This window comes from Klebsiella sp. K5-306, assembly GCF_051835185.1.
Taxonomy (GTDB): Bacteria; Pseudomonadota; Gammaproteobacteria; order Enterobacterales; family Enterobacteriaceae; genus Klebsiella; species Klebsiella oxytoca.
This window is the reverse complement of the sequence record NZ_JAIFJY010000006.1, coordinates 245,200-258,091: the sequence shown is the minus strand read 5'-3', so window position 1 is coordinate 258,091 and position 12,892 is coordinate 245,200. Positions and strand designations below refer to the sequence as shown.

General features: G+C 56.1%; 8 protein-coding genes. All 8 read right to left on the bottom strand.

Translation table 11 applies throughout. The features are described 5' to 3' along the window. Positions 1-34: 34 nt before the first annotated feature. Complete coding sequence (locus K2184_RS12180) at positions 35-898, bottom strand: dimethyl sulfoxide reductase anchor subunit family protein (RefSeq protein WP_004100660.1); 864 nt, start codon at positions 896-898, stop codon at positions 35-37. A 1-nt stretch (position 899) separates the two neighbouring features. Next, positions 900-1,517 (bottom strand): DMSO/selenate family reductase complex B subunit, encoded by a 618-nt coding sequence (locus K2184_RS12175; RefSeq protein WP_004100653.1) that lies wholly within the window; start codon positions 1,515-1,517, stop codon positions 900-902. Positions 1,518-1,527: 10 nt separating this feature from the next. Next, complete coding sequence (gene dmsA, locus K2184_RS12170) at positions 1,528-3,966, bottom strand: dimethylsulfoxide reductase subunit A (protein WP_123830268.1); 2,439 nt, start codon at positions 3,964-3,966, stop codon at positions 1,528-1,530. Between the two features lie 200 nt (positions 3,967-4,166). Next, on the bottom strand, positions 4,167-5,459 hold the full coding sequence (serS, locus tag K2184_RS12165) for a serine--tRNA ligase (RefSeq protein ID WP_004100649.1): 1,293 nt from the start codon (positions 5,457-5,459) through the stop codon (positions 4,167-4,169). A gap of 90 nt (positions 5,460-5,549) precedes the next feature. After that, the gene (gene rarA / locus K2184_RS12160) at positions 5,550-6,893 is read right to left on the bottom strand and encodes a replication-associated recombination protein RarA (protein ID WP_004100647.1); all 1,344 of its coding nucleotides are present in this window, start codon (positions 6,891-6,893) and stop codon (positions 5,550-5,552) included. An 8-nt stretch (positions 6,894-6,901) separates the two neighbouring features. Further along, positions 6,902-7,513 (bottom strand): outer membrane lipoprotein chaperone LolA, encoded by a 612-nt coding sequence (lolA, locus tag K2184_RS12155; protein ID WP_004100642.1) that lies wholly within the window; start codon positions 7,511-7,513, stop codon positions 6,902-6,904. Between the two features lie 119 nt (positions 7,514-7,632). Beyond that, positions 7,633-11,799 (bottom strand): DNA translocase FtsK, encoded by a 4,167-nt coding sequence (gene ftsK / locus K2184_RS12150; protein WP_224261020.1) that lies wholly within the window; start codon positions 11,797-11,799, stop codon positions 7,633-7,635. 135 nt (positions 11,800-11,934) lie between these two features. Beyond that, entirely contained in the window at positions 11,935-12,429 is a 495-nt protein-coding gene (gene lrp / locus K2184_RS12145; RefSeq protein ID WP_002439523.1) for a leucine-responsive transcriptional regulator Lrp, read from the bottom strand. Positions 12,430-12,892 lie beyond the last annotated feature (463 nt).

The following is a 12,892-nucleotide window of genomic DNA, read 5'->3' as shown; positions in this document are numbered from 1 at the left end:
CCAGAAATCATAATTCTGGCGCGATAAAGGACGATTAGCTGGCGATTGCCATCCCGACGGTCATATGCAGGCCATAGAAGACGCCGCGGCCGATCGCTTCGCCAACCAGCACCAGCGCAAATGCCAGCCCCAGAAGCGGCAATGCGGGCTGATAGCCTTTGAGCTGCGGAGCTATCCAGCATACCAGCGCCAGCACCAGAGCCACCACGCGCCACGCCATCAGCGAACCATAGTTCGGCACCAGCGCCGAGGCCTGCTGGATAGAGCTATGGATTGTTGTCAGCTCCTGACCCTGCATCAGCACCACGGTCACGCTCACCACCAGCGCCAGCAGAGTCACCGCCGGCAGCAGGCGCATCGCCCAACCGTTGACGTCCGCAAAGCGCAGCAGCAGATACCCCAGCAGCGGACCGCCGATAAACATCGTCAGGAAAAAGCTCAGTGGCGTCCAGACCGTGTACCAGGTGGGCACCGTATCGATGGTGTTATAGACGCGGACCATCATCCAGACAAAGATGATCCCGAGCACCATGGTAATAACCAGCCAGAGGTGACGCAGTCCCGCGGGTAGCTTATTCACCACCGCCAGCAGCCAGCCAATGCCGCCGACGGCAAAGAACAGCGCACCGCTGGCGATTTCGTTGCTGAGCGATGAAGCCCCCACGCGATTAAGCGAGTTAAAAGCGCGCATCGGCGACCCAAGATGCAGAGTCGAGGCAATAAAACCTACGCCCATCAGCACCCACAGGCCAAACATACTTCGCACCACGCGCTGCTGCTGTTCACGCGTTAAATCGCCCTTTATTAGCGCCAGAGCCAGTACAATAAATCCGCCCACGACGCACTGACCCAAGACCGTGAAAATAATCAGCGGCCATTCATGCCATCCACTCCCCATCTCACACCTCCTTCGGGTTAGCCAGGTAGCCGGTGGTATCTCCACACGGTCGGCTGTTGGCATTAGGTTTAATCACAATGCTCGGCTTAGTGAAATGCGCCGAAGGCAGCGGCGCGACGGCAGCCAGCTGACCGTGTTTTTTACGCAGATCTTCAATCGGGCCGAAATCCAACGCGCGCAGCGGGCAAGATTCCACACAAATTGGTTTTTTGCCGTCGGCGACGCGCTCGTGGCAGCCATCGCATTTGGTCATATGGCCTTTTGTCGCATTGTACTGCGGTGCGCCGTACGGGCAGGCCATATGACAGTAGCGACAGCCGATACAGACATCTTCATCGACGACAACAAAGCCATCTTCACGCTTGTGCATCGCTCCGCTAGGGCAAACTTTAGTGCAGGCAGGATCCTCACAATGGTTGCAGGCGATAGAGAGGTAATAGGCAAAGACGTTTTGCTGCCATACCCCGTTATCCTCCTGCCAGTCGCCGCCGGCGTATTCGTAGATACGACGGAAGCTGACTTCCGGCGTAAGGTTTTTATAGTCTTTACAAGCCAGTTCGCAGGTTTTGCAACCGGTGCAACGGGCGGAATCAATAAAAAAACCATATTGAGTTGTCATCGGTTACTCCTTACAGCTTTTCAACCTGGACGAGGTTGGTATGCGATGGATTGCCTTTCGCCAGCGGCGACGGGCGTTGGGTGGTCAGCACGTTGATGCTGCCAGCCTGATCCACGCGGCCTGCGTCCGGGTTATACCAGGCCCCCTCACCCAGCGCGACCACGCCAGGTATCATTCTCGGGGTCACTTTGGCTTCGATATGGACTTCACCACGATCGTTAAAGATGCGGATCCGATCGCCATTAGCGATGCCGCGCTTCTGCGCATCCAGCGGGTTGATCCACATCTCCTGACGGCAAGCCGCTTTCAGCACGTCAACGTTGCCGTAGGTGGAGTGCGTACGGGCTTTATAGTGAAAACCGGTGAGCTGCAGCGGATACTTTTCAGCCAGCGGATCGTCATAGTTTTCAAACCCAGGGCTGTAGATCGGTAGCGGGTCGATGACATCCTGTTCTTTAAGCTCCCAGGTCGCCGCAATTTCCGCCAGCTGCGCAGAGTAAATTTCAATTTTCCCTGACGGCGTCGTTAACGGATTGGCGGCGGGATCTTCACGGAAGGCTTTATAGGCAACGTGGTGACCTTCCGGATCGCGCTGCTTGAAGATTCCCTGCTTACGGAATTCATCAAACGGCAGCAGTGCCGGGATCGCTTTACGGGATTGTTCATAGAGATGACGCAGCCACTCTTCCTGCGTGCGACCTTCGGTGAAGCGTTGCTCAACGCCCATGCGCTTCGCCAGTTCGCTGGTCATTTCATAAATGGTTTTGCACTCAAAGCGCGGCTTGATGGCCTGGTCGGCAAAAATCACGTAGGACATGTTGCCGCAGGAAGCATCCAGCGCAAAATCCATCTGCTCCGAGGCCGTACAGTCCGGCAGCAGAATATCGGCATATTTTGCTGAGGAGGTCATATGGCAATCAATGACCACAATCATTTCGCACTTCTTGTCATCCTGCAGGATGTCATGGGTGCGGTTGATTTCTGAGTGCTGGTTGATAAGGCAGTTACCAGCATAGTTCCAGACCATTTTGATAGGGACGTCAAGCTTATCTTTGCCGCGCACGCCGTCGCGCAGCGCGGTCATTTCCGTACCGCGCTCAATCGCATCGGTCCACATAAACATGGAAATACTGGTTTCCACCGGATTATCCAGCGTCGGCATGCGTTCAAAAGGCAGGGAGTAAGAACCTTCACGCGCGCCGGTGTTGCCGCCGTTAATCCCGACGTTACCGGTTAAGATCGCCAGCATTGAAATTGCACGGGATACCAGCTCACCGTTGGCATGACGCTGCGGGCCCCAGCCCTGAGAAATATAGGCAGGTTTAGCGCTGGCGATTTCGCGCGCCAGCTGGACGATACGCGACTGGGGAATGCCGGTAATCGTCGCCGCCCACTCAGGGGTCTTCGCGATACCGTCTTTGCCCTGACCGAGAATATAGGCCTTATAGTGGCCATTGGCTGGCGCTCCTTCCGGCAGCGTTTTCTCGTCATAGCCTACGCAGTACTTATCGAGGAAAGGTTGATCAACGAGGTCTTCAGTAATCATCACCCACGCCAGCGCGGAGACCAGAGCGGCGTCGGTTCCCGGGCGAATCGGGATCCACTCGTCTTCGCGTCCGGCACCGGTGTCGGTATAGCGTGGATCGATAATAATCAGCCTGGCGTTGGATTTCTCCCGCGCCTGTTCCAGGTAATAGGTTACCCCGCCGCCGCTCATTCGGGTTTCCCCGGGGTTGTTGCCAAACAATACGACCAGCTTACTGTTTTCGATATCCGACGGGCTATTGCCATCGGCCCAGCCACCGTAGGTATAGTTCAGGCCAGCGGCAATTTGCGCGGTGGAGTAGTCGCCATAATGGTTGAGATAGCCGCCGCAGCAGTTCATCAGGCGGGCAATCAGGGTTTTTCCCGGTGGCCATGAGCGAGTCAAAGTTCCGCCGAGGGTACCCGTTCCATAGTTCAGATAGATAGACTCATTACCGTACTCTTTTATCAGGCGCTGCATATTGCTGGCGATAGTATCAAATGCTTCTTCCCAGCTGATGCGCTCGAATTTGCCCTCGCCGCGCTTGCCCACGCGCTTCATCGGATATTTCAGGCGGTCCGGGTTGTAGACGCGTCGACGCATCGAGCGGCCACGCAGACAGGCGCGAACCTGATGCAGGCCGTCGTAGCTATCATCGCCGGTATTGTCTGTTTCAACATATTTGATCTCACCATCGACCACATGCATCCGCAGCGGACAGCGGCTACCGCAGTTAACCGTACAGGCGCTCCAGGTAACGGTTTCGCTGGTGGGACTCAGGCTATCCGCAGCGTGGGCAATGCGCGTGAAGGGTAAGGTAAAAGCGCTGCTGGCCATTGCCAGCCCGCCAATCGCCGTGGTTTTCATTAAACCACGCCGGCTCACCTCGGCAGCCAGTAAAGCATCGGGGGTTTTGGTTTTCATAGATACTCGCTTTGGTTGCTCACAATTAACTTAAAGCCGCTATATAGTTTTATATATAACGAAATTAGACTTTATTAGTTTTTTATGCTGGTTAATCCAAAGGGAGTATCTGCGTATTCGCGAAGTCGATTATTGCCCGGTATCAAGAAGGGGGTAAAAAAAAAGCGCCCGCAGGCGCTTTTGAGAAAAGAGTCGAAAAATCAGCCGATAAATTCAAGGCCGCGCATATACGGACGCAGCACTTCCGGAATTTCAATGCGGCCATCCGCCTGCTGATAGTTTTCCATCACCGCGACCAGCGTACGCCCAACCGCCAGGCCAGAACCGTTCAGCGTGTGTACGAGGCGAGTTTTCTTGTCAGACTTGCTGCGGCAGCGCGCCTGCATACGACGCGCCTGGAAATCCCACACGTTGGAGCAGGAAGAGATTTCACGATAGGTATTCTGCGCCGGTACCCACACTTCCAGATCGTAGGTTTTGCACGCGCTGAAGCCCATGTCGCCAGTGCACAGAGCCACTTTACGATACGGCAGACCCAGCAGCTGCAGCACTTTCTCGGCGTGACCGGTCATCTCTTCCAGCGCGACCATGGAATCTTCCGGACGCACAATCTGCACCATCTCAACTTTGTCGAACTGGTGCATGCGGATCAGACCACGGGTATCACGGCCGTAAGAGCCCGCCTCAGAGCGGAAGCACGGCGTATGGGCGGTCATTTTGATCGGCAGATCGTCTTCATCAATGATTTCATCGCGAACCAGGTTGGTCAGCGGGACTTCCGCCGTTGGGATCAGCGCATAGTTGCTGCTGTCGGCTTCTTCTTCCAGCGGACGGGTATGGAACAGGTCGCCGGCAAATTTTGGTAGCTGACCAGTGCCGTACAGCGTGTCCTGGTTAACCAGATACGGAACATAGTTTTCGCTGTAACCGTGCTGTTCAGTATGCAGATCCAGCATAAACTGCGCCAGCGCGCGGTGCAGGCGTGCCAGCTGGCCCTTCATGACCACAAAGCGAGAACCGGTCAGCTTCACGGCGGCGGCAAAATCCAGCCCTCCGTGCATTTCGCCCAGCGTGACGTGATCGCGAATGTCAAAATCGAACTCGCGCGGGGTTCCCCAGCGGCTGACTTCAACGTTATCGTTTTCATCGCGACCGGCCGGTACGTCATCATGCGGGATGTTTGGAATAGCCAGCGCAATATCGCGGATTTCCGCCAGCAGCGCGTCCAGCTCGGTCTTAGCGGCATCAAGCTGCTCACCGAGCTTGTTCACTTCCAGGCGTAATGGCTCAATATCTTCCCCGCGCGCTTTCGCCTGGCCAATGGATTTCGATCGGGAGTTACGCTCCGCCTGCAGGTTTTCAGTTTGAACCTGCAGAACTTTACGACGCTCTTCCAGAGCGCGAAGTTTATCTACATCCAGCTTAAAGCCCCGGCGTGCCAGTTTTTCTGCGACTGCGTCTGGCTCGGTACGCAGCAGATTGGGATCGAGCATGCTTATCCTGTGCTTATCGAATTAATAAAGAAAAATGGCCGCAGAGCGCGACCACGGAAATAGTGTGACAACCTTACCGCAACGCCTCAATTATCGGTAGCGTTTTATCGGGCTATTTTGATCCTGTTCGGTTAACCAGGCGAGCTTTTCGCCTATTTTGCCCTCCAGCCCCCGGTTTGTCGGCTGATAATAGCGCGTTTGCGCCATTTCCTCCGGGAAGTACTGCTCTCCGGCGGCATAAGCATTAGGTTCATCATGTGCATAGCGGTACGCCTGCCCGTAGCCCATCTCTTTCATCAGCTTCGTGGGGGCATTGCGCAAATGTACCGGGACGTCGTAATCGGGACGTTCGCGCGCGTCGGCCATTGCCGCTTTAAAGGCGGTGTAAACAGCGTTGCTTTTGGGCGCACAGGCAAGATAAACAATGGCCTGAGCAATGGCGCGTTCACCTTCCGCCGGTCCGACGCGGGTAAAGCAGTCCCAGGCGGAGATCGCAACCTGCATCGCGCGCGGATCGGCATTGCCTACATCTTCAGAGGCAATCGCCAGGCAGCGGCGGGCAACGTAGAGGGGATCGCCGCCGGCGGTAATAATCCGCGCGTACCAGTAGAGGGCGGCATCCGGCGCGCTTCCGCGGACCGATTTATGCAGCGCGGAGATTAAATCGTAAAAGCGATCGCCTTTGTTGTCGAAACGCGCGCTGCGCTCGCCGGCAATTTCGGTCAGCAGTTCAACCTGCAACACGCGATTGCCGGAGGCGTCGGTTTCAGCCATATCGGCCATCATTTCCAGCGTATTCAGCGCCCGGCGCGCATCACCGTTGACAAGGTCAGCGATGGCCTTGCGCGTCTCGTCCGGTAGTACAATATTTTGCCCACCGTAGCCGCGCGTTTTGTCGCTCATGGCCTGATTAAGAACCTGTTCGATATCGTCGCTGGTCAGCGACTTCAGCAGATAGACGCGCGCGCGGGATAGCAGTGCAGAATTGAGTTCAAAGGAAGGGTTTTCCGTCGTCGCGCCGATAAAGGTGATAGTTCCATCTTCGATATGCGGCAAAAAGGCATCCTGCTGGCTTTTATTAAACCGATGGACCTCATCGACAAACAGGATCGTGCGGCGACCCGCATTGCGGTTTTGACGCGCGCGTTCAATGGCCTCGCGGATCTCTTTCACTCCGGAGGTAACCGCTGAAATACGTTCAACGTCGGCGCTGGCGTAGCGCGCAATGACCTCAGCGAGGGTGGTTTTTCCCGTTCCCGGCGGCCCCCAGAGAATCATCGAGTGCAGGTGCCCGGCTTCAATCGCCCTCGGTAAGGGTTTACCCGGCGCCAGCAGGTGCTGCTGGCCAATGTACTGCGCTAAATTTTCTGGCCGCATACGGGCGGCCAGAGGTTGAAACGCGTTATCGGAAAAATCGAGCGACAGGTTGCTCACGTTCGCCTCTATTTACGTTGATCGTCCACCGTAACCCCTTGCGGCGGCGTAAAGGTGAACTTAGATGCATCCACGGCACCATTTTGTTGCGATTTCAGCTGATAGCTGCTGCGTTGATCGTCCTGTTCCACGGCGCTGAATTGATGAATCGTACCGTCACGACCCACGTTGATGGTGAACTGCTTAAGATTACCGCTGCCGTTTTTCGGAGTCAGAACAAAATCGTCACCGTTCTGCTTAATGTTGTAGTTTTGCCAGTCGCTGGCCTGATTACGGGCAATCAGCATAAACGGCGTATTGCTGGTCGCGTCTTTTAACCAGGTGGCGGTGGCCTGCTCAACAAACGGATTGTAAAACCATAGCGTTTTGCCATCAGAAACCAGCACGCTTTCATCTGGCTGAGTCATGTGCCAGTTGAACAGATTTGGCCGCTTGACCCAGAGATCACCCTGCCCGTCCTGAACGGCATTACCGCTGCCGTCGGTGACCTTCTGCGTAAAACTGGAGTGGAAGCTGCTCACTTTATCAAGGCGGCTTTTTAAATCGCTGGCGGCATCCGCCCATACCTGGCTGACAACCAGACCGGACAGTAATGCACAGGTGATTGCGAGTTTTTTCATTATCATTCCTTTATGTGCGTCACTCCCGACGCGGGAGCCTCTTCTGCCAAATTTAGACCCGCTAACGGCGGCTAAACAGCAGAAAAGGCTGATTTTCACTTATTTACCCAGCTTAGCGGTTACTCGAAGGGCGGCGGAGCCAGCACTTCACGGTTACCGTTATGACCCTGCTCGCTCACAATACCCTGGGCTTCCATTTGCTCAATAATACGCGCGGCGCGGTTATAGCCAATGCGGAACTGACGCTGTACCCCAGAAATGGAGGCTTTGCGTTTTTCCGTCACAAAATTCACGGCCTGATCGAATAGCGGATCGAGCTCTTCCCCGCCATCGTAGCCACCGCCGCCGCCTTCGCTTTCGCTGTCGGAGGTGATGCCATCGACATACTGCGGACGACCGCGCGCTTTCCAGTCCTGAACGACAGCGTGAACTTCCTCGTCGCGCACAAAAGCGCCGTGCACGCGCACCGGAATCGTCGAGTTAGGCGCGGAGTAGAGCATATCGCCCATCCCCAGCAGAGATTCCGCACCGCCCTGATCGAGGATGGTACGCGAGTCAATTTTACTCGAGACGGTAAAGGCGATACGCGTCGGGATGTTGGCTTTGATGAGGCCGGTAATCACGTCAACCGAAGGGCGCTGAGTTGCCAGCACCAGGTGGATACCCGCGGCGCGCGCTTTCTGCGCCAGACGGGCGATCAGCTCTTCCACTTTCTTACCAACGGTCATCATCAGGTCGGCAAATTCATCGACCAGCACCACGATATAAGGCTCTTTTTTCAGTACCGGATGGGTTGCATCCATACTGTCGCCAGGCTTCCAGTACGGATCCGGAATTGGCCGTCCCATACGCGCGGCTTCGGCAATTTTCTCGTTGTAACCCGCCAGATTACGCACGCCCAGCGCAGACATCAGCTTATACCGACGCTCCATCTCGTTAACGCTCCAGCGCAAAGCGTTGGCGGCGTCTTTCATATCCGTCACCACCTCGGTCAACAGATGCGGTATGCCTTCATAAACCGACAGCTCGAGCATTTTCGGGTCAATCATGATGAATTTCACATCTTCCGGCTGCGCTTTGTAAAGCATGCTCAGGATCATGGCGTTGACCCCAACAGACTTACCGGAACCGGTAGTACCAGCCACCAGCAGGTGCGGCATTTTCGCCAGGTCGGCGGTTACGGGTTCGCCCGCGATGTCTTTGCCGAGGACCACGGTGAGCGGTGAAGGATTGTCGCGGAATTTCGCGTTATCCAGCACTTCGCGCAGGTAAACGGTTTGCCGTTTTTTATTAGGCAGCTCCAGGCCAACGTAAGGCTTACCCGGAATAACTTCGACTACGCGCACCGCCGCTGTGGACAGGGAACGGGCCAAATCACGCGACAGGTTGGAAATACGCGCCGCTTTCACGCCCGGCGCCAGGTTAAGCTCAAAGCGAGTGATTACCGGGCCCGGTGAGTAGTTCACCACGTCGGCTTTAATGCGGAAATCGGCCAAGCGAGCTTCAACCAGACGCGCCATCTGCTCAAGCGCAAAGGTATCAATCGGCTCAACTTCAGCCGGGGGCGGCGTAAGCAGGTCGAGAGACGGCAGCAGCGTCGTCGGCTTCTGCAACGGGCGACTGTCGCCATTGCGCATCAACAACGGATGAATGAGACTCTCCTGCGGCTGTGGGGCCGGCTGCTGCGGGGCGTGCCCCTGAGAAGCATGCTGCTGCGGATAGCTGCCAGCAGCCTGCTGCGGCATCTGCGGATGTTGAGCCGGCTGATGCTGCGCGGATTGATAAGCCTGGTGCTGCACATTTTGCGGTTGCTGAGGGGCGTGCTGATGCGGCATCGGCTGCGGCACGGGCTGCGAATGCTGGACCGGCTGCTGATACTGCGGAGCAGGCTGCTGCACTTCCGGCAATGGCGTGAAGACAGGCTCGCTCGGCGCATCGTCAACTAACGTTTTCATTGGCGAGAATTCATAGTCAGCCGCAGAGAACGGATGCGATCCCGGCGGCTGCTCGCTTGCGTAGCGCTGTTGTTGAGATGCGGCAAACTGACGAGCCAGCTCGGCTTCAGCAGCGGAATCGTCATCTGCAGTTTCATCTTCGGCAGCGTAGCTATCACCATAGCGCTGATTTTGCGCAGCGGCGAACTGACGCGCCAGCTCTCCCTGCTCGAGCTCTGCAACTTCCTCGTCAGACAGCGAATCATCATAGTGCTGATGCTCAGCCTGACGCGCGCGCTCTTCGGCTAACCGCTGCGAAGGCAGCTTGATCCCGTAGGAGGCAAGTTCCCGGCGGGTGGGAACCCGAACGCGATTTGGACGAGGTAATTTCGGGCCAATGCCTTCTTTTACCTGCGCGCGAGGACCGCCCGAAGCCGGGCTAAATAACGGCGCAGCGCCGGATGCGGCAGAAGCGGTTGAGGCCGCGGCGGCGCTAGCTGCAGCCGCACCCGTTGCCTGATGGACCCCGGCCGCCAGTGCGCTCACGGCGGCAACATCTCCCGCCGGTGAAGACGGAGGCGTGATGGGTTTTGTCGCCACCGGACTGACGGGTTCAGGAATCGGCTGATACCAGGCGGCAAGCTGCTCGCGTTCACGCGCGCGTTTCTCTTCTACTTCTTCAAAGTAATACATCGGCGGACGCTGAGGCTTCACCTCCTCTTGCGGAGGCTCAGGCTCAACGGGGGCAGCATAGGGATCGGGCTGGTGCACTGGCGCCTGTTCCGGCTGGTACGCATGCTGCGGCTGCGAGAACGGTTCCGGCTGATAAGCTGGCTGCTGCACCGGAGCCTGCTCCGGCTGGTACGCGTGCTGTGGCTGTGCGATCGGCTCCGGATGATAAGCTGGCTGCTGCACCGGAGCCTGTTCCGGCTGGTACGCGTGCTGCGGCTGCCATACCGGTTCCGGCTGATAAGCTGGCTGCTGCACCGGAACCTGTTCCGGCTGGTACGCGTGCTGTGGCTGCAAGAACGGTTCCGGCTGATAAGCTGGCTGCTGCACCGGAGCCTGTTCCGGTTGGTACGCGTGCTGCGGCTGCAAGAACGGTTCCGGCTGATAAGCTGGCTGCTGCACCGGAGCCTGCTCCGGCTGATACACGTGCTGCGGCTGCGCGATCGGTTCCGGCTGATAAGCTGGCTGCTGCATCGGAGACGGCTGCGGCTGGTACGCATGCTGCGGCGGTGTCACTGGTTCGGGCTGATAGACTGGCTGAGCGTCGTACCCTGGCAGTGGTTCAGCCCATGCCTGTGGAGCAGCGGTATCCTGCGCGGCCACTGCTACCGGATCGGCAATGCTATGGCCGTTCAACAGCGGATCGTATGGGTCAAAATCGCCAGGGCGTGCCGCGCTGACTCCGGAGAACAGAACGTCATCGGCATTGGCCGGACGCGCTGCGCTGGAACCTGAAAAGAGCACATCATCAGCGGCAACAGGCGCACCGCTGGCGCTATACTGAATCTCATCTTCCGCATCATCCATCCGCTTACCGGAGAACAGAGCGGCATCAGTTTTACGCCCCATCGGGTTAGCGAATTTTTCGGCCAGGCGCTGGCGGCGGGCTAAGGCGCTGCGTAGAATCCGCGCGCGTCGAGAACCCTGCGGCCTGGCGGGTTCATCATCGTCATATTCTTCTTCATCATCTTCATATTCCCCTTCATCAACCCAGGTGTCGTCACGACGGGTACGGTTGCTGGCAAACGTGAGAACAGAGAGAATCACACCGCCGATTTTTTCGGCGATGCTGACCCAGGACCAGCCGGTAAACAACGTCAATCCGGCCGCCCAGATGCAGAGCAGCGCGATTGTGCCGCCGCTGCTGTGCAGCAGAGGTTGCAGGGTGGTGCTCAGCAGACTGCCGATCACCCCGCCGGAGGCAAAGTACCAGATATCATCAGCGTTGATAGCCGCCAGCCCGCAGGACGTGAGAATCAGCGCCAGCGCACCGATCAAACGCAGCGAGACGGCGAAATAATCGATGTACTCGTCGTTTTCCTGATGACGCCAGGCAAACCAGCAGCCGCCGATAATAATGACCGGAATGGTGTAAGCCATTACGCCAAAAATGAAAAATAGCGTATCGGCTAGCCATGCTCCGGGCGTACCGCCTATGTTATGAATAGGCTCGTGCCACGCCGTTTGCGACCAGCTAGGATCCGAGGGATTAAAGCTGAGTAAGGCCGCCATCAACCAGATGGCAAAAAGGGAGCAAAGAATGAGTAATGCCTCAAGGAGACGGCGCCCGCTACTCAGCTTTGTGAACTTGACTTCTTTGTCTTCGGTGTATTCCTGGCTCAAGAAAGGCTCTCCAGGTATCAGGCTGTTTCCTGCCTTCAGCTAAAACGGACAACAGTGCCGGGTCTCCCCGGCACTGTTGCTGTATGGATTAACAGGAGTGTAATCAAACTACGTCGATTTTGCACCTGTTCCGTGTTAGCGCGTCTTAATTACCAGACGATTACTTTGCTTGACTTCTTCCATTACCACATAGGTACGGGTGTCGTTTACGCCCGGCAGGCGCAGCAAGGTCTCGCCCAGTAGTTTACGATACGCAGACATATCCGGCACGCGGGTTTTCAACAGGTAATCGAAATCCCCGGAAACCAGATGACACTCTTGAATTTCTTCAAGTTTTTGCACAGCGGAGTTAAATTGCTCAAACACATCCGGCGCGCCACGATTCAGAGTAATCTCAACAAATACCAGAAGTGATGCATCCAGATAATGCGGGTTGAGCAGCGCTGTATAGCCCTGAATAAAACCCTGTCTTTCCAGTCGACGCACGCGCTCAAGGCAAGGCGTCGGAGAAAGTCCCACCCGTTTAGAAAGCTCGACGTTGGAAATACGCCCGTCTTTTTGCAATTCATTCAAAATATTACGATCAATGCGGTCGAGATCTTTGCCAGGGCGCTTCTTGCTATCTACCATTATTATTGTCTCTCTGTATTCCTTCCCTACTCCTGTTCCGACTCTGAGCCTTCACTGCCAGAGTCCATCCTGTCATTACCCTTACGACGATGGGTAACCCAGGGGTACGTGAGAAGCCCGTTGCCTGACGGCAGTCACCGACATCACGCATGGCGTCTGTCCACACCATGCGTAGATTTCGCTAACCCGGATAAAAATGGCATTTGCGTGCATTAAAATTCGCCACACGCTAAACACTGCTTTTCTTCTTCCATGAATGTTTTCGCAAAAGCACAGGGGATTGTCAAAGCAAAACATCGATTTTTAGTACAAGATGCCAGATATTCATTATCCTCCCCCGTTGATTCTCATGTTTTCCTCTTATAATTGTCCCCCTGACAGTAGAATTAGTTATATTCTTCGTTCGTTAAATCGCCAATTAATCGGCAGCTTCTATTACACATATCGTTAACAAAACTGCCAC

Bases quoted from the DNA above. Each gene is read 5' to 3' on its own strand.
- dmsA (WP_123830268.1), bottom strand. From the start codon at position 3,966: ATGAAAACCAAAACCCCCGATGCTTTACTGGCTGCCGAGGTGAGCCGG.
- K2184_RS12180 (WP_004100660.1), bottom strand. From the start codon at position 898: ATGGGGAGTGGATGGCATGAATGGCCGCTGATTATTTTCACGGTCTTG.
- K2184_RS12175 (WP_004100653.1), bottom strand. From the start codon at position 1,517: ATGACAACTCAATATGGTTTTTTTATTGATTCCGCCCGTTGCACCGGT.
- lrp (WP_002439523.1), bottom strand. From the start codon at position 12,429: ATGGTAGATAGCAAGAAGCGCCCTGGCAAAGATCTCGACCGCATTGAT.
- serS (WP_004100649.1), bottom strand. From the start codon at position 5,459: ATGCTCGATCCCAATCTGCTGCGTACCGAGCCAGACGCAGTCGCAGAA.
- lolA (WP_004100642.1), bottom strand. From the start codon at position 7,513: ATGAAAAAACTCGCAATCACCTGTGCATTACTGTCCGGTCTGGTTGTC.